The sequence below is a fragment of the Rheinheimera sp. KL1 genome (assembly GCF_001275035.1).
GTDB classification, from domain to species: domain Bacteria; phylum Pseudomonadota; class Gammaproteobacteria; order Enterobacterales; family Alteromonadaceae; genus Pararheinheimera; species Pararheinheimera tangshanensis.
In genome coordinates, this window is the sequence record NZ_LAMX01000006.1 from 60,764 (window position 1) to 77,961 (window position 17,198).

Genomic DNA, 17,198 nt, shown 5'->3' on the forward strand with positions numbered 1-17,198 from the left:
GGCGAGGAGCGAAGTCAACAACGCTGCGGTTCCAAGTACGCAGGGGAACACACTAAATTGGAGTTACCTAAATATGCCAAAGTTAAGATCTGCCACCACCACCGAAGGCCGCAATATGGCGGGAGCCCGTGCTTTATGGCGTGCCACAGGGGTAAAAGATACCGACTTTGGTAAACCTATTATTGCCGTAGTGAACTCCTTCACCCAGTTTGTGCCTGGCCATGTGCATTTACGCGATTTAGGCAAACTGGCGGCTGAAGCTATAGAAGAAGCGGGTGGTATTGCCAAAGAATTCAACACCATCGCCATAGACGACGGTATCGCCATGGGCCACGGCGGTATGTTGTACAGCCTGCCTTCGCGCGAAATCATTGCCGACTCGGTGGAATATATGGTCAACGGTCACTGCGCCGACGCTATGGTCTGTATTTCCAACTGCGACAAAATCACCCCTGGCATGTTAATGGCGGCACTTCGCTTAAATATTCCAGCCATTTTTGTGTCAGGTGGCCCAATGGAAGCGGGCAAAACCAAACTGTCGGATCAGATCATCAAGCTGGATTTAGTCGACGCTATGGTCTCGGCCGCCAACCCCAACGTGACAGATGCTGACAGCGAAAAAATTGAGCGCAGCGCCTGCCCAACCTGTGGTTCCTGCTCTGGTATGTTTACCGCCAACTCGATGAACTGCTTAGTCGAAGCTTTAGGTTTAGGCCAACCGGGCAATGGCTCTATGCTGGCCACTCACGCCGATCGTAAAGCGCTGTTTATCAGTGCAGGCCAGCGCATTATGGACCTGACCAACCGCTGGTATAAACAGAACGACGCCAGCGCTTTGCCACGCAGCATCGCCAATAAAACTGCCTTTGAAAACGCCATGATGCTGGATATCGCCATGGGCGGCTCCACCAACACAGTGCTGCATTTATTGGCTGCCGCTATAGAAGCCGAAGTGGATTTTGGCATGAGCGACATAGACCGCTTATCACGCATAGTGCCGCATTTATCCAAAGTGGCGCCAAGCACGCAAAAATACCATATGGAAGACGTACACCGCGCTGGTGGTGTCATTGCTATTCTGGCCGAATTAAACCGCGCCGGTTTACTGAACCCCAATACGCCTCATGTAGCAGGCTCGTCGCTGGGTGATGTATTAGAGCGTTTCGACATTATGACGACCCAGGATCAGGCGGTAAAAGACTTCTACCGCGCAGGCCCTGCCGGTATCCGCACCACTCAGGCCTTTTCGCAGGATTGCCGTTACCCGACTTTGGATGACGACCGCGTTGAAGGTTGTATCCGCAGCAAAGAACACGCTTATTCCCAGGACGGTGGTTTGGCTGTGCTATACGGCAACTTAGCGCCAAACGGCTGTATCGTAAAAACTGCAGGTGTGGAAAAAGAAAACCTGGTATTTAACGGCCGCGCCCGTATTTTTGAAAGTCAGGACAGCGCAGTAGACGCCATTCTGGCCGGTAAAATTGTCGCAGGTGACGTAGTGATTATCCGCTACGAAGGGCCAAAAGGTGGCCCAGGCATGCAGGAAATGTTGTATCCAACCAGCTACTTAAAGTCTATGGGCTTAGGCAAAGCTTGTGCGTTGATCACAGATGGCCGTTTCTCCGGTGGTACTTCGGGTTTATCTATAGGCCACGTATCGCCAGAGGCCGCCAGCGGCGGTGCCATAGCGCTGGTCGAAGAAGGCGACGCTATTGCCATTGATATTCCAAACCGCAGCATTGCCATTGGTGTCAGTGATGCCGTATTGGCAGAACGCCGTGCTGCTATGGACGCCAAAGGTGCTTTAGGCTGGAAACCAGTAGACCGCGTGCGTTCTGTCAGCCCAGCCTTAAAAGCCTACGCCATGCTGGCAAGCAGTGCCGACAAAGGCGCAGTGCGTGATTTGAGTAAATTGGAAAGCTTATGAGTGCCGTGGTACAAGCAATAAAAGATCAAAGCAAAACTGCAGCAGACTGGCAGCGCCCGGCACCAAACCCAGCGCTGATGCAGCAGTATTTACGCGAAATTTTATTGTCGCCTGTGTATCAGGCGGCGATAGAAACCCCGCTGCAGGCTATGCCAAAACTCGGCCAGCGTATTGGCCAACATGTATTTTTAAAACGCGAAGATATGCAGCCTGTGTATTCCTTTAAGCTGCGTGGCGCTTTTCATAAATTACATAAAGTGCGTGAGCAACAGCCTGGGGCTAGCGTGGTCTGTGCATCGGCAGGCAATCATGCTCAGGGTGTGGCTTTATCGGCCAGCAAACTGGGCCTGAACGCCACTATTGTGATGCCTATCACCACACCAGAAATCAAAGTAGCAGCAGTCAAAGCCCTTGGCGGCAAAGTGCTGCTGCACGGCACCGCCTTTGACGAAGCCAATAAGTTTGCCATCGAGTTATCCCACACTCAGGGCGCCACTTATATTCCACCTTTTGACGATGCCGATGTCATCGCTGGCCAGGGCACAGTCGCCAAAGAGCTATTAAGCCAACATAACAAACTGGACGCGGTATTTATTCCGGTCGGCGGCGGTGGCTTATTGGCCGGTATGGCGGTGTATATCAAAGCCGTAATGCCGGGCGTCAAAGTTATAGGGGTAGAGCCAGACGACGCCGCCTGCTTAAAAGCCGCGATGGACGCAGGCGAGCCTGTCACATTAGACAGAGTTGGGCTATTTGCCGATGGTGTGGCGGTAAAACGTATAGGCACCGAGAACTTCAAACTGGCGCATTTATACTGCGACGATGTGATCACAGTCTCCAGCGACGAAATTTGCGCCGCTATCAAAGACATCTTCGACGACTTACGCGCAGTCGCAGAACCTGCCGGTGCTTTGGCTTTAGCTGGCCTGAAAAAGTACGCAGCTACAGCAACTCAAACTCAGAACCTCAGCGCAGTTTTGAGTGGCGCTAACCTGAACTTTGATACCTTGCGTTATGTGTCGGAGCGCTGCGAACTAGGTGAGAAAAAAGAAGCGGTTTTTGCCGTTACCATTCCGGAAGAAAAAGGCAGCTTCCGCCGTTTCTGCCAAACCTTAGGCGGCCGCGCCATCACCGAATTTAACTACCGCTACGCCAGCGACAACAAAGCCCATATTTTTGTTGGCATCAAACTACGGCACGGCGCAGAAGAGCTGCAACAGGTCAATCAGGCCTTATCAGCCGCAGGCTACGACTATCAGGATTTATCCGACGACGAACTGGCCAAACTACACGTCCGCCATATGGTCGGCGGCATGCCACCACGTTTAGTGCAAGAGCAGGTCTACCAATTCAACTTCCCGGAATACCCAGGCGCGCTAATGAACTTCCTCAATACCCTAGGCGAAAAATGGAATATCACCTTATTCCACTACCGCAACCACGGCGCAGCCACTGGGGATGTATTGGCTGGGTTTGAGATTGCTGATCATGACGAAATTGCTGAGCATTTGGATACTTTGGGGTATGAGTATCGGTTGGTTACCAGCAATGGGGCTTATAAGGTGTTTTTGACGGCTGATTAAAGTCCGGAACGGTATGGGCCGACCTTTATGGTCGCCCGTGTTGAATTCCGAACATGCCAATTAGATAGTTTGTACTGACTTATTTATTGGCAATATCCCACAGCATTTTTTCTATTTCCTTTTGTTCTGGAAACTTCTCAAAGCTGACAGTGCCGTCGCTGTTCAGCCAATGTGCACTCTTTAAGTGACATTCATAGACGACCTTCGTTTTGGTATCTCTGTATGGATAAACACTGACATTAGTGACGTATTGCATATCGCCTTTTTTCAGAAAGATAGACGCTGTTTTTTCAATCTTATGTTCTGTAGTGTTGTTCACTCCCAACTGGATAAAGTTAGCGTAGACCGAGTCATCTTTGTAGTTAACGATAAAGTCGCCACGGAGAGTTTTCTCTTTGTGATAGCCAATTCGATCTATGTGTAAGCTATTAAATGTGTCCACTACATGCGCAATGAATTGGGTTTCATCATAAGGCGGAATAATCATCGGGCTTCCGCCCAAATTGCCATTACGCGACAAGTACTTGTCTGGTGTTGTTATCGTCAGGGTCAGTAGTTCACTTTTTTCGTCGTAGCTAAAGTCAAAATCAATGGCGAAACGTTGGTACGCCAGCGCTTTCCGTGACTCATAATCTTGATTACTTTCATAAGAAACCAGTAAACCTTGCTCCGTTATACGCCACTTTATGTCGGCATAGAGTTTGATTTTTGTATTGTTGCCTTGCTGATTTAATGAAGTGATCACATCGCTAAAGGCATCGGCTTTTTTTCTGGCCTGAATGGGTTGATTGGAGATTTTTACCTCTACCTGCGCTTTTAAATCAGCGATAATTTTATCTTTCACCTCTTGTTGCGAGATCCCGCTGATTTTGAATGAAAACGTCTTGGTCTTTACAGTCGGTATGTTTTGTGATTCTTCAGAATGCACATTGTCAGCCAGAGTAAAGACCCGGCCACCTTCAGTTGTTGAGCAGCCAGAATTTATTAATACTGCAAGAAGTGCGATAGCGTAGTACTTCATCGATTCTCCATAAAAATTATTAACTTATTTTCCTTTATCGGGATTATCTGTATTGATGCTGGAGAAAACAACAAATTTATTGATATCGCTCAATAGTTTAAACATGACTACAACTGAACGAACTGGCCAAACTACACGTCCGTCGTATGGTCGGCGGCATGCCACCCCGTTTAGTCAAAGTGCAGGTCTACCAATTCAACTTCCCGGAATACCCGGGCGCTTTAATGAACTTCCTCAACACCCTGGGCGAAAAGTGGAATATCACTCTGTTTCATTACCGGAATCATGGTGCAGCTACTGGTTATGTGTTGGCTCAAGTGTTATTACAGATTGCAATAATCTAAAACCAGTTTCAAATATTCTATGACATTTGGGATTTTATCGATTACTTCGCTGGTGATATCTAGCTTAGACAAATCGCTTATATGCTCCATTATTAGTTCTATTTTGTCGTTAATGAAATCCTTCACTGCTTGTTTCGCATCCGGTGGTATTTGTTCTATATAGTCTACTGCTTTTTGCATATTCTCTGAGAGTACAGCGAAATCAAAATCGTCTTTGGTAACGAATGGTTGTCCATCTGCGGTTATAAATTTGGTATAAGTTTCATTTGTCATTTTTTTCTCCATCAAGCAAAGCAATAAATTTCTTTGCTTGTAACCATTTTTATTGGAGTTTATAGCGGAGTTTGCTGTTTGTGATCGGTTGCAAGCTTATTTCAATACAAAACTATTTTGTGGAGATCTAGTGCCCGCATACCTACTATTTTTCGGAGTTTTGCGTGCTATTTGTATTTGCTATTTATTAAATCAAACATTCTTTTCATACTTAAGCCGACCTCAAATATCAACTCGTCATCTGTGCAAACCTTATCTAGATTTAGTTGAAACGTAGTCATTTCTTTAATTCCAAGAAGTACTAATGATGATTTATCAAAAGGAAGGCATGCTAGATCAGCATATGATGTTAAAGACTGCTCTGTATAATTTAACTCATCAAAATAATCGCCGATTTCAAGAATTGCTGCTCTGTAAACGCGCAAAACTTCAGCGAGACAAACAGCTTTACGGGTATTAAAATCAGGGTACTTACCAGCATTATCTTGGACAATAAAACAGGATTTAGAGTAAATAAATCTTAATTTAGCTTGTGATTTGAGTTTTGAATTAGCGATAGCCTTTTTGTGTGCTTGTTCAGTGTCATATTCCCTTGCTTTCTTCCATCGATCAATAGCCATATAAGCGAAAATTGCAGCCATCAAAGTGATGAAAAAAGATAAAATACCCGCAACTTTGTTTAATACATCAAGCGTTAGCTCTGGAATACTAAAAATCACCCCGCCTACCCCAATCAATCCTAAGCAGATCAAAAAGTACACATAGTTTGGATATACATCTTTTTTTGAAATCATATTTTTTGCATTGCTTCCAGAAAACCGGTGTCAGGTTTTGCCCTATGCCTCAATTGAATCTGAAGTTGCTGATGAAAAATGGAAGGTATAAAGCGGGAGATCTAAAGGCTGAAACGCCAAGAAGAACTGAACTGCCATGACTTCCTTTTCCGGCAACTTCGTTACCTACCCTTCGTTCTTGAAGCCGCAGCTTTGTTGGCTGCGTTTTCTCGCCCCAATCACATAGTGCATCTATGTGATTGGGGACTCGCTCACTTGCCGCCGCGCTGCAACTCTAATTACTTTGGGTAGGGTTGTAACTCATTTAGAACCAAGTTAATTCAGCTTTTCAGTAACGGCAAGCACTTTTTCGGGAATTATAGTCTTACTTACTACTGGCCACGTTGCAAAGTCTGCTCTGCTTGTTGAATTAATTCATAAAGAGTGGGTAAATCAGATTGGATGGTTTTCCAGACTAACTCGTAATCCACTTTGAAGTAACCATGTGCGATGGCGTTACGCATTTGGTATGCACTGGAAAGGGGTAATTCGGGATGAGCTTCAGCAAAGTCGGCATAATGTTTTTCGATATTGTTACAAGCTTCGCCTACAACTTCAAAATTACGAATAACGGCGTCCTGAACCAGTTCGTTTTGTAGAAAATCCAGCTCTGACAGATCTTCGCAGTACCGGTCAATACGTTCAATAGCTTGCAGTATATGAGCTAAATAGTCCTGTAACCTTTGTTGGTCACGGCTCATATCTGCCTGGCCTCCGCTAACACTGCAGATCTGAATTTTTCAGGTAAAGCATTGGGTGTTAATACATCCACCTGAACTTTAAGCAGTTTCAGCAGTTTGTGGCGGATTGCGCCGATGTCGAGTAGGGTCATTTCTGGTGTGGGGTCGACCAGCAAATCCAAATCGCTTTGCTCTGTATCTGTGCCTTGTAACACTGAACCAAAGACCCGCACATTGCGGGCATGGTGAGCCGTAACAACCCGACGGATCTCTTCGCGGTGTGTGGCTAAGGCAACTGAAGGTTTCATACCTGTGTTTCCCCGTAAGAGCTCTCTGCTGAAGTTGAACAGATTTTAGCCTTGTGAACAATAACATACAACCCACGGATTGAGCGCCTTGCTTAGATGGTGTAGATGTTAGCTGAAGATCTAGCATCTTATCACCGATTCTAAAATTGACGAATGAAGCCTAAAAGGCTACATTCGTAGCTTATTTGGCTTCATTTGGTGTTGCTGTGTCTGCTCTTACAGATTTGCTTTTTACTGGTTATCGCCGTCAGGTGTTGGGTTTGTTATTGCTAAAACCCGACCAAGCTTGGCATGTGCGCGAAATTGCCCGTTTAACTTCTACCCAACCCGGCACTTTGCATAAAGAGCTAACGAAGTTGGCGCAGGCGGGCATTTTGAAAAAAACACAGCAAGGGAATCAGCTCTGTTATCAGGCCGACACCAGCTGTGTGGTGTATGAAGAGCTCGCCAGTATTCTACGTAAAACTAGCGGTTTGGCTGATGTATTACGACAGGTTTTGTCGCCCGTATCTGATCAATTGCAGTTTGCTGCTGTGTTTGGTTCTGTCGCCAGCGGCAAAGCCACAGCCAGCAGTGATATTGACCTGCTGCTGGTGGGAGATCTGAGTTTTGTTGATGCAGTAAAAAGCCTGTATCCGGTGCAGCAACAGCTTGGTCGCGAGATCAATCCTAAACTATATTCAGTATCCGAATGGCAGAAAGCGCTGGCGGAGCAATCCGGTTTTATCCGTGAACTGCTGGCTAATCCGCTACTGATGATCGCAGGAGACAAGGATGACCTTAGACAACCTGATTGGCAAACTGCTGGAACGTATTAACCCTGATAGCGCCGCAATTCAGCGGCTGATTGAAGCTGCACAACGTAATATTAAAGACTCAGAGCTTGCTGAACTAAGCAATGAAAACCGCTTTGACGCCGCTTACAAAGCCATAATGCAACTGTCGAATGCTGCGTTGCAGGCCGCCGGGTTTCGAACCCTGACCAGTAAACCTGGGCACCACCAGGCGACTTTTCATAAAGCATGCTGCAATCTTTAGTGAAAACTGTGGGTGTAGATACAGACAGGCTTATAGTTCTGGATGCCTTGCGTAAGCAGCGTAATGTCGCGGATTATTCTGGCGATCTGGTGGAAGATGCTGTTGTTGCTGAGTGTATCAAGCAGGCAAAAGAACTACTGGTTTTAACAGAAAGCTGGTTGAAGCTTAGTGAATAGAAGCTGTAGTTTTGTGTATCCGATTGCGGTTTAAAACGCTGGATAAGAGCTTGGTACCATGACGCTCTTATCCGGCTGCTTTGTTACAGCATTGCTCTAAACTTCTCACCTAAACCCATCAAAGCTAAAAATCTGCTCTACCGGTACTTCAAAATAACGCGCCATTTGCAAAGCTATCACCACCGAAGGTGTAAAACGGCCGGTTTCTACTGTGCTGATGGTTTTACGCGATACGCCAATAGCGTCGGCCAGTTGCTGCTGCGACAGCCCTCTGGCCGCGCGCAGCTGTGCAATTCTGTTATACAGCTGTTGCTCTTCCATCACTTGGTTTCCTGCGCTGTTTCGTCTTGCTCATCCAGCACTGTGCGCAAACTTAGATAAAAGCTCAGGGTGCCGATGAATATCGTCAGCAATGGAAACAGCTGAAATGAGATCCACTGTGGGTCGCCATGCTTGTTGATTAAATTGGTTGCAGCGTACCCCGCAAACGCTATCGTGAGCATTAAGTGAAATGCCAGTGTGGTGGCGCGTTGAAAACGGCTGCGTAAATACTCATCCTGAAAATCACCGCATATTTCGCGGATTTTCCAGCCATAAGACAGCAAGCCGGGTTGTTTGGTCACTTTGACCAGAAAATAAATCACCGAAAATAACACGCCAAAGCCAAAAGCATCACTGACTGTTTTTAGCTCAAACCAAAACAAGCTGATGTCTCTTAACAATTGAAAGCCGGTTAGCAGCGCAAAAAACAGTGCGCCGGAGATAGCAGCTTTGACACAATTTTCCTGATCTTCAATAGTCCATCTAGCCATAATGACTGTTCCTTTTTTATTAAGTCCAGATACCTTGAGGTATCAATATGAAACCTTTAGGTATCAATGTCAAGTTTTTTTGATACCTTAAGGTTGCAATTTTGTGAGGTAAGACAGAGCATCAGTATCAGAATTTTCGCGCAGATACGGCTCTATCATTTTTAGCTGATACTTAAATTGACGGATGAAGCCTAAAAGGCTGCATTCGTAGCTTAGTTAGCTTCATTTGGTGCAGCTGTGTCTGCTCTTACGGATTTACTGTTTATCGCCGTCAGGTGTTGGGTTTGCTATTGCTGAAACCCAACCAGGCTTGGATGTGCACGAAATAGCCCGTTTAATCGATAAAGCGGTATTGTTTTATCGGGCCAAATAGCCATGAAGGTTGAAAAAGATGAATACCAAGAGGTGTAACTATGTTGTTTGAAAGCCTGAATCTGCCTAATGGCGTGCAGCTGAAAAACCGGCTGGTAAAAGCCGCTATGGAAGAAAACATGGCGGCTGCAGGGCAGAATCCTTCGGCGCAGTTGATTGAGTTATATCGATGCTGGGCTTTAGGTGGCACAGGCTTATTGATTTCCGGCAATGTGATGGTGAGCCGTAAAGCTTTGACAGGTCCTGGTGGTGTGGTGCTGGATGCCGCGTCAGATTTAGCTTTGTTTCAAAGCTGGGCCGAAGCAGGACAGCAAAACGGTACTAAGCTGATTTTGCAGCTGAATCATCCTGGGCGGCAAATGCCGGTAAGTTTAGGGCAAGAAGCGATAGCACCTTCAGCTGTCGCTTTGGATTTAGGCCAGTTCTCCAAAATGTTTGCCAACCCCCGAGCTATGACGTTGGATGATATCGCCGAATTTAAGCAACAGTTTTTGTTGAGTAGCCAACTGGCGTTACAGGCTGGTTTTGCCGGAGTGCAAATTCATGCGGCTCATGGTTATTTACTGAGTCAGTTTTTATCGCCGCTGGTGAATCAGCGCCAGGATCAGTACGGTGGCTCTTTAGAGAACCGGGCTTGTTTATTGCTTGAGCTGGTTAGGTTATTGCGCGCTGAATTGCCTGCTAGTTTTATTATCAGCCTAAAGCTGAATTCGGCAGATTTTCAGCGCGGTGGTTTTTCCACTGAGGATGCCCGTCAGGTGTTGTTATGGTTAAACCCGCTGGGGCTGGATTTTGTCGAGTTATCAGGCGGTAGCTACGAAGCTCCAGCTATGCAGGGCGACAGTCGCGATGGCTCTACGCTGGCGCGTGAGGCCTACTTTTTAGACTTTGCCAAAGAACTGCAGCAATCTGCGCAAATGCCCTTGATGGTGACAGGCGGTATTCGCAGGCCGGAAGTGGCAGAGCAGGTGCTGCAAAATGGTGTGGCTTTAGTGGGTATAGCTACAGCTTTAGCTTTGGTGCCGGATTTACCTAATCGTTGGCAACGAGGCGAAGCAGTAAGCCCGGTTTTACCTGCCTTTAGTTTTGCTAAAAAACCTCTGCAGTCGCTGGCGAAAATGGCGTATACACGATTGATGTTACGTCGCCTCGGCCGTGCTTTGCCGTCCTGGTCGATTCGGCGCTGGCCTCTGGCTATGTTGGTGTTGGATCAAATCAGGCTGGCCCGTTTAAGTCATCGTTATAAAAAACAGATGGGGTTGTGAGCATGAAAAAGCACCAAGCAGCAGATTCTGCATTGTGCTTTTTCCAGATTTAACCCAAAACACTGTCATCACGGCTGTTTTCGCGGGCAGTAAAACTGACCTTTTGAGCGGCAACATAACAGAGTGTTTTTAGGCCGCTGCCATAAAGCAGTGTCAGTAAGCAGACTGCGGTGGCCGGACCAAAACTGGCGGCAAAATTCTCTGCTGTCATGGCATTGGCTATCGCCACAACGCCTATTAAGGTGCTGAAAAAACCAAGCAGTAAGGCGCTTTGGCCCATCACATCGAAAAAGTGGCGGATTTGCTGATACACCACAGGCTCCGCAGCTGCGCCCGGGTTCATTAAAAAGGCTACAGCTTGTTGCAGGGTGCGGCGTGAGGTGGCGCCTACTGCAAATAACAAGGCGGAAGGAAAAATCAGCACCAGAGAGACAAAGTCATAGTAGGTCCATGGGTCTGCCGGGTTGGATACAAACATGGCCCATAAAGATATACCAATAAAAAATACCATACTTAAAACCAACATCAGCCAATCTCCTTTGGTTTGATGCAAAAAATGCCAGCAGGTTGAAACCGTCTGCCCCCTGTACCACCAGCAGGCGCTGCTGCGGCTCTGTTGTTGTCGTTCGATAAATTCTTCCTGCAAATCGCCTAAAACTGGTTCTTGCAGTGCATCAGGTAAAACCCATTCCAGCAATAGCTGACATAACAAAGGAGGTTGCAGCGCAGGCGGCAGCGGGCCTGATGGTAAACCTTCTGGATAAAGTGGGCGTTTTGCTGAGGTTAGCTTAGTGTGGTGCTCTGACCCAGATTGCTTCATGCCGGAAACTCCATTCCATTCTGTGGGACTGTAACTGAAGCGCCCTGTCTTAGCGCCAGTCCTTGCCACAAGCTGTCCAGCGCCTGTTTGCTGCGGTGCAGCGCTTGCTGACCTTCGGCTGTGATTGCAAAGTACTTTTTAGCGCGGCCACCTCGTTCTGCAGTGGCTTCACCTAAGCGGCTTTTTAACAGACCTTTTTGTTCCAACCTCTCTAGTGTGGTGTACAAAGCGCCAATACTGAGATCGCGGCCCGCCGTATCGGCCAGGCACTGGCGTATCTGGCTGCCATAAGCTTGTTCGTTCAGCCGCAATACGGCCAATAGAACCATATGTTCCATCTCGCCAATAAATTTGTCCTGGGCCATAACTAGTCCATTAGTAAATATTCTCTACAAAGTAGATTAAATGAAAAAGAAAGGCAAGGAGGGGAAACAACAGTTCAGGATCAGATTGGAGTTTTAAACGGGCGGGTACAAGACCCGCCCCTGAGTGTTGGTTGTATCTCAGATTAGATCTTCGTCAACCAGCCGTGTGTATCTGCAGCTTTGCCCCACTGAATATCGTTCAGGGTTTGACGTAGTTTGGCTGTAGTGCTGCCTGGTTCGCCGTTGCCGACTTTGTATTCTTTGCCCTGGTGGATCAGAGTGCCAACCGGCGCTAATACAGCTGCTGTGCCTGACAAGGCTGCTTCAGTGCCTGGTTTGGCGGCGCGTTCTAACAGCTCTTCCACTGTCAGTTCACGTTCGGACACTTTCATACCTAAATCGCGGGCCAGCGTCAGAATAGTGTCGCGGGTAACACCGTGCAGGAAAGAAGCGTCCAGTGCTTTAGTGATAATTTCGTTGCCATCAATCAACAGGAAGTTGGCTGCGCCTGTTTCCTGCACATCACCGTTCGGGCAGAACAATACCTGATCGGCCTGGTATTTGGCTTTAGCTTGCATCGTTGGGAACAAGGCGCTGGCGTAGTTGCCACCACTTTTGATCATGCCCATATGAGGAGCACAACGGGCATTGTCTTCCATCAGCAGACGTAAACCGCGGCTACCACCGGCAAAATAATCACCAACCGGAGATAACAACACATACAACATAGACGTCAGGGTAGGAGTTGCAGCTTTACCAATAGCAGGTTCAGTGCCGATATGAGTTGGGCGGATATACATAGAACCTGGTGGAGTTGGCACATCGGCGGCGTAATGACGCACTATGTCGATGATCATCTGGCTCAGCAGTTTTGCGTCGAAGGTAGGCAAAGATAATAATTCTGAGCTTTGTTGCATACGGGCAATGTTTTTGTCCATACGGAAAATTGCCACAGAACCATCTTCATGGCGGAATGCCTTTAAGCCTTCAAAACAGGTGCTGGCGTAATGCAACACATGAGCGCCCGGATGCAGGCTGATGCTGTCGGACGAGACGATTGCCGATTGACCCCAAGCTGTACCATCAAAACGGGCCATTGCCATTTCAGGCATAAATACACTACCAAAAGCTGCCATTTTTTCTTTCCTGCTGATGTTCGAGGGCCAGTATTGGCTGGCCCGATTAAAATAGGGTGCGCTTTGTTATATGGGTTGGGGCTTTATAGCGGCGTTGAGCCTGATGCTCTGCCACGGCCTTGGTCTATTAAGTTAAGTAACCCTGAGAATTATCAACGCACAGCTATTGTACTCAGGCTTGCTGTATTCGGCATCAACTAATTGCCCGTTTCATGTTCTGAGTGCTGGATATTTAAAGCTTTACTGGGTTTGGTGAAGCATAGTTTTGTCACTTAGCAATGTGGCAATCTTCTTCACTACAGCATCTTGTTGTGATCAGAAGCTTGTTTTTATCCGGATCGGGCTTTATATCCTATTCAGATTCTCTATGGATATATGTATGCAAAGGACCCGCTTATTTAAGTGTGTGCAATTACTGCTGGCAAGCTGTGCTTTGGTCTGGTTGTTGGCGTTTTTGCATCATGCGTCTGAAGTAGAGCCGCAAGTGTCTGCTTATCAGCAGCTATGGACTGTGCCTGCAGATACAGGCGAAGCGCCTTTGTTACAACAACTTCAGCGCAGCCCGGCTTTATTGTTTTTGCATCAGAAACAGCAGGCCGATTACCAATTGGTGCTGGAATTTGGCAAACTGGCTTTGATGTTAATTCCTCTGCTCCTTCCTTTGTGTTTTCTGTTCTTGCTTTGGTTTATTCGCGCAGGCCCTGGCCGGCGTTTTCGGCTGGCGTTATGGCACGACGCTAATCTGCACAAAAAACGGCTTTATTATCAGCTTTCACTCAAGTGACTGTGACTATTTATTTAGTTTTATAAGGGTTTTACAGAGCTTTTATCAGTTATTTGAGGTAGTTATGATTTCTTTCTTAAAAAGGCAGCGCCTGGTTCCGGTGCTGCTTATCGCTTTCGTTTTTCCATTGTTTGTTCAGGCAAGCACCGCTCTTTCTCCAGATGAACGTGCTGCCAGTATTGATGGCATTACTCGTATTTTGAATGAGCAGTATGTATTCCCCGACACTGCACTAAAAGTCAGCGCGCAGCTGCAGCAACAAGAGCAAAAAGGGGCTTTGACTGATATCACCACCCAAGAGCAGTTTGCTGCCAAAGTGGGGGATTTAATACGCCAGCACAGTGGGGATGGCCATTTGAATCTGGCTTTAATAGCCGAGCAAGGTGGCGTTTCGCATCGTTTAAAAGAGACTGATCCGCTTAAAAATAATAACTTTGCTTTTGAGCAGGCGCGTATTCTGCCGGGCAATGTCGGTTATCTGAAGTTGCATAAATTCTGGCAAGCTGAAGAAGCGCATAAAGTGGGACATGCCGCTTTGGTATTTTTAAGCCACAGTGATCATATTGTCATCGACCTGCGTGACAGCGGTGGTGGTTCACCGCAGTTGGTGCAGTATCTGGTCAGTCATTTTGTGCCCGAAGGTACTTTGTTATGGGATGTTTTTGACCGTAATGGTAAAAGCACAGAACAAATACGAAGTCTGGCCGTGCCGGATGCAGAACTGCTAAAAACCAAGTCACTGTATATTTTGCAAAGTGACGGGCTGGTCAGCGCAGGCGAGTTTTTTAGCTATACGCTGCAACAACTTGGCCGCGCTATAGTGATAGGGGAAACCAGCGCTGGTCTGGCGCATTACACGGGCGCAGCTCAAGTCAACGACTGGCTTTTTGTGCGTATTCCCATGTACAGGCCGGTGAACCCAATTACAGGCACTAACTTTGAAGGCGTTGGCGTGGAGCCAAATATCAAAGTGACAGCTGAAATGGCGCTTTATACGGCTTTGAGGTTGGCAAATAAGAGCGGTTAAAAATGAAGGGCCTGCAGTTCTTACAGGACAGCAGGCCCTTGTTTAGCAGTATTCATCTATTCGTTAACTATTTCTATCTGAGGTGCATGCTGACGGAAAAAGTGCCGTACTTGCTGCAGCTCATCCAACGGAAATATCCATTGATGGCCGTGATTCCAGGCCAGCTGTAAGAAGGCTGGGCCCTGAATGTCGGCCCGACCTATCACTACTTTGCGTACTGTATCCGGCAGTGGGTAGTCACCTATCCAAATAGTGTTGTTGTCCATTTTAAGCTCATTTATCAGACTGCCCAGCTCTTCTTTGGGGAAGCCTTTAGCTTGCAAAATAGCTATTGTTAGAGAACTTATAGAAACTATGCACAGCACTAAGTTAAAAGCACTCTGTTGTTCGAGGCTGCGATAAATGGAGAAGCCAAGGTACACCAAGCTGAACATAATCAGCGCCACTTTGGCGTTTCTGCTGAGCTGTTTCCAGCCGAGTTTCAGCGATGAACGTGACGGAGTTTGATTTCTCCAGCGGATTTGCGGCTTTTGCATCATTCTTCCTTGAACTGTTAAATTTTTAACTTGGCCTGCAGGTTAGCTGGTGCCACATATAAAACAGATTTCCCCGTGTTGGCTTTGGCTGCCACTAATAGATTGGCATCGACCAGCGCATTTAAATGGCTACGGGCGGTGTTTTCTGAGATATCAAACTGAGTAGCTACTTGTTTAGATGTAAATTCTTTACCCGGTTCTTTGACTGCTTCTTTTAGCAGGTCCAACTGCACAGTTTTTAGTTTTTTAGCCAATGGGCTGCGTTCTATCCAGCTCATAAACTGGTAAAACTCTTGTTTCTTGTTTTTGATATGAAGCTGCAAAGCGTCAACTGCTTTCACCACAGTGTCGGCCTGATTATATAGAAAGTAAGTGAGATCAAGCTCGTCTGTTTCGGTATAAATGAAGGCTGCATCGTAGTCGCTTCTTTTCTCCTGGAGCAGCTTGCTAATAGATACAAACTCGAACAGCCAGTACCCAGATCTGAGCATGGACCAATAAAACAAGGCTCTGGCAGTTCTGCCGTTACCATCGCCAAAAGGGTGAATGTAACCAATCATAAAATGCAGGATGATAGCTTTCACCAGCGGGTGCATAAATTGGTCTGATTGCTGGCCATCACTGTTCTTGTTGGCAAATTCGCATAGCTTGATAAGCCTCTCTTTAAGCGTAGTGAAGCAAGGCGGTTCATGGGCTATTTCGTTATAACTATTTCTGACACTAATGTCGTTGGCCGTGCGAAGCTCACCTGATATCGCATTATTATCAATGGCTTGATAGGTTGCTATCCGATGCAAGTCCAGCAATAGATCTACCGATAAGTCCTCGTGTTTTTTCTCGAAAACCTTTTTCATTAACAGATAGTTATTCACTATCATCTGCTCTGATTTATCTCTGGGCGGTCTGTTCGTCTCCAGCATTTCTTTGGCAACTTTACGTGTAGTGGCCGCGCCTTCTAACTGAGACGAAGTAATAGCTTCCTCCATCATCAGGCTCTTCACCAAATACCTGTCTTTTTCATGTCCGGTAATAAAAGTGGCATCACCTAAAACCTGACCACCCCCTGTGATTTTGTCTATGTAATGCAGCTTGGCATACAGCGAATCCGGCACTGAATAGTTAAAATGTTCTGTTTCATTTTTACCTGTCAGTTCAGGGATATATTTGATGGTAGATCTCCTGGCTAATTTGGTAGCAGCCCAGGCCGTTTGATCGTTATCGCCTTTTTCGACTTTCCACTTAAATTTGTCCCAATGCAGATAAGCACCAGTAGAGTCTGTTGCTTTGTATTTTTGCATGAGCGGCAACAAAGTATCCGTTGATAATTTAGTAATTAGTTCACTAAAAGGAACCGGAGGTCTTATTCTGGCCATAACTCACCACAAAACTAAAATTCTTAAAATTGAGTTTAAACAGATTGGTTTAAATTTCAACGCAAATTTTAAAAATTGAGTTTTCGTAATTTCTAAAAAGAAATTTTTCATTTATCTATTTGTTTTAAATGAATTAATTAAAACGTTTTTAATTGCGTTTTTAACAGTTTTTGTGAACGAAATTGCGACTTAACGCAAAACCTGTCGCTTTCCAAAGCGAATTACCATCTTAGCCAAATGCTCAATTAGATGATGCTATATAGTTCTTGCATGCCTCAATCCGGTGCCATTTTGCACCAATTCAACGCAAGGTTTTGGTGGGAATCTGCGTATAAATTAGCCATTACTCAATAAAATCAGCTAGTTAATAAACTGGCATTCTTTGTGCTTTGATCTGGTCAGAGAGTTTTTCGAGCGCGTTGGCTAAAGCGAGCGCAACACAATTTGAATTGAAGTGCATAGCTTTGGCTGTGTACGGGCAACGAAGCCTGGTTTCTGACCACCTTTTGGGGGGGCAGAACCGGG

General features: G+C 46.4%; 20 protein-coding genes and 1 pseudogene. 9 read left to right on the plus strand and 12 right to left on the minus strand.

Annotated features, from left to right (window positions below; translation table 11 throughout):
• Positions 1-73 precede the first annotated feature (73 nt).
• Both ilvD and ilvA read left to right on the plus strand, forming a co-directional pair.
• Positions 74-1,927 (plus strand): dihydroxy-acid dehydratase, encoded by a 1,854-nt coding sequence (gene ilvD / locus WH43_RS02420; protein ID WP_053423069.1) that lies wholly within the window; start codon positions 74-76, stop codon positions 1,925-1,927.
• Between the two features lie 77 nt (positions 1,928-2,004).
• A complete protein-coding gene (ilvA, locus tag WH43_RS02425) occupies positions 2,005-3,510 on the plus strand; it encodes a threonine ammonia-lyase, biosynthetic (protein ID WP_152342768.1) in 1,506 nt (501 codons plus the stop codon).
• Between the two features lie 79 nt (positions 3,511-3,589).
• Here the strand turns inward: ilvA and WH43_RS02430 are convergent, their stop codons facing one another.
• A complete protein-coding gene (locus WH43_RS02430; RefSeq protein WP_053423070.1) occupies positions 3,590-4,531 on the minus strand; it encodes a hypothetical protein in 942 nt (313 codons plus the stop codon).
• Between the two features lie 116 nt (positions 4,532-4,647).
• On the opposite strand from WH43_RS02430, the pseudogene WH43_RS02435 reads away from it, so the two are divergent.
• Positions 4,648-4,842: pseudogene (locus WH43_RS02435) on the plus strand (threonine ammonia-lyase, biosynthetic); the annotation flags it as partial.
• A 12-nt stretch (positions 4,843-4,854) separates the two neighbouring features.
• Here WH43_RS02435 and WH43_RS02440 read toward each other — a convergent pair.
• From WH43_RS02440 to WH43_RS02455, 4 genes are all read right to left on the minus strand, one after another.
• Positions 4,855-5,148, minus strand: a complete 294-nt coding sequence (locus WH43_RS02440; RefSeq protein ID WP_053423072.1) for a hypothetical protein — start codon at positions 5,146-5,148, stop codon at positions 4,855-4,857.
• A gap of 167 nt (positions 5,149-5,315) precedes the next feature.
• A complete protein-coding gene (locus tag WH43_RS02445) occupies positions 5,316-5,942 on the minus strand; it encodes a hypothetical protein (protein ID WP_053423073.1) in 627 nt (208 codons plus the stop codon).
• A gap of 371 nt (positions 5,943-6,313) precedes the next feature.
• Entirely contained in the window at positions 6,314-6,682 is a 369-nt protein-coding gene (locus tag WH43_RS02450) for a HepT-like ribonuclease domain-containing protein (protein ID WP_053423074.1), read from the minus strand.
• Complete coding sequence (locus WH43_RS02455) at positions 6,679-6,969, minus strand: nucleotidyltransferase family protein (RefSeq protein ID WP_053423075.1); 291 nt, start codon at positions 6,967-6,969, stop codon at positions 6,679-6,681. The genes WH43_RS02450 and WH43_RS02455 overlap by 4 nt, the downstream gene beginning before the upstream one ends.
• 206 nt (positions 6,970-7,175) lie before the next feature.
• Between WH43_RS02455 and WH43_RS02460 the strand changes: the two genes are divergently transcribed.
• The 3 genes from WH43_RS02460 to WH43_RS20240 are packed head-to-tail and all read left to right on the plus strand — an operon-like array spanning position 7,176 to position 8,183.
• Entirely contained in the window at positions 7,176-7,787 is a 612-nt protein-coding gene (locus WH43_RS02460; RefSeq protein ID WP_053423135.1) for a nucleotidyltransferase domain-containing protein, read from the plus strand.
• On the plus strand, positions 7,744-8,007 hold the full coding sequence (locus WH43_RS20235) for a hypothetical protein (protein WP_286049408.1): 264 nt from the start codon (positions 7,744-7,746) through the stop codon (positions 8,005-8,007). The genes WH43_RS02460 and WH43_RS20235 overlap by 44 nt, the downstream gene beginning before the upstream one ends.
• The gene (locus WH43_RS20240) at positions 7,992-8,183 is read left to right on the plus strand and encodes a hypothetical protein (RefSeq protein ID WP_286049409.1); all 192 of its coding nucleotides are present in this window, start codon (positions 7,992-7,994) and stop codon (positions 8,181-8,183) included. The genes WH43_RS20235 and WH43_RS20240 overlap by 16 nt, the downstream gene beginning before the upstream one ends.
• A 105-nt stretch (positions 8,184-8,288) precedes the next feature.
• Here WH43_RS20240 and WH43_RS02470 read toward each other — a convergent pair whose 3' ends face one another.
• Together WH43_RS02470 and WH43_RS02475 are read right to left on the minus strand one after the other, a co-directional pair.
• Complete coding sequence (locus WH43_RS02470; RefSeq protein ID WP_082335653.1) at positions 8,289-8,504, minus strand: helix-turn-helix transcriptional regulator; 216 nt, start codon at positions 8,502-8,504, stop codon at positions 8,289-8,291.
• Positions 8,504-8,995: a hypothetical protein gene (locus WH43_RS02475; RefSeq protein ID WP_053423076.1), complete on the minus strand. Its 492-nt coding sequence runs from the start codon at positions 8,993-8,995 to the stop codon at positions 8,504-8,506. Before WH43_RS02475 ends, WH43_RS02470 begins: the two co-directional genes overlap by 1 nt.
• Before the next feature lie 413 nt (positions 8,996-9,408).
• On the opposite strand from WH43_RS02475, the gene WH43_RS02480 reads away from it, so the two are divergent.
• Entirely contained in the window at positions 9,409-10,632 is a 1,224-nt protein-coding gene (locus tag WH43_RS02480; protein WP_053423077.1) for an NADH:flavin oxidoreductase/NADH oxidase family protein, read from the plus strand.
• Positions 10,633-10,681: 49 nt separating this feature from the next.
• Here the strand turns inward: WH43_RS02480 and WH43_RS02485 are convergent, their stop codons facing one another.
• The 3 genes from WH43_RS02485 to WH43_RS02495 form a co-directional block, all read right to left on the minus strand.
• Positions 10,682-11,452, minus strand: a complete 771-nt coding sequence (locus tag WH43_RS02485) for a permease prefix domain 2-containing transporter (RefSeq protein WP_053423078.1) — start codon at positions 11,450-11,452, stop codon at positions 10,682-10,684.
• The gene (locus WH43_RS02490; RefSeq protein ID WP_053423079.1) at positions 11,449-11,817 is read right to left on the minus strand and encodes a PadR family transcriptional regulator; all 369 of its coding nucleotides are present in this window, start codon (positions 11,815-11,817) and stop codon (positions 11,449-11,451) included. The genes WH43_RS02485 and WH43_RS02490 overlap by 4 nt, the downstream gene beginning before the upstream one ends.
• A 143-nt stretch (positions 11,818-11,960) precedes the next feature.
• Positions 11,961-12,971, minus strand: coding sequence for a branched-chain amino acid aminotransferase (locus WH43_RS02495; RefSeq protein ID WP_286049414.1), 1,011 nt, complete (start codon positions 12,969-12,971; stop codon positions 11,961-11,963).
• A 361-nt stretch (positions 12,972-13,332) separates the two neighbouring features.
• On the opposite strand from WH43_RS02495, the gene WH43_RS02500 reads away from it, so the two are divergent.
• Together WH43_RS02500 and WH43_RS02505 are read left to right on the plus strand one after the other, a co-directional pair.
• Positions 13,333-13,737, plus strand: coding sequence for a hypothetical protein (locus tag WH43_RS02500; protein ID WP_053423081.1), 405 nt, complete (start codon positions 13,333-13,335; stop codon positions 13,735-13,737).
• 64 nt (positions 13,738-13,801) lie between these two features.
• Complete coding sequence (locus tag WH43_RS02505; protein ID WP_053423082.1) at positions 13,802-14,764, plus strand: S41 family peptidase; 963 nt, start codon at positions 13,802-13,804, stop codon at positions 14,762-14,764.
• A 56-nt stretch (positions 14,765-14,820) separates the two neighbouring features.
• Here WH43_RS02505 and WH43_RS02510 read toward each other — a convergent pair whose 3' ends face one another.
• Positions 14,821-15,300: a hypothetical protein gene (locus WH43_RS02510; RefSeq protein ID WP_053423083.1), complete on the minus strand. Its 480-nt coding sequence runs from the start codon at positions 15,298-15,300 to the stop codon at positions 14,821-14,823.
• A 17-nt stretch (positions 15,301-15,317) separates the two neighbouring features.
• A complete protein-coding gene (locus WH43_RS02515; RefSeq protein ID WP_053423084.1) occupies positions 15,318-16,673 on the minus strand; it encodes a Fic family protein in 1,356 nt (451 codons plus the stop codon).
• Positions 16,674-17,198: the final 525 nt, after the last annotated feature.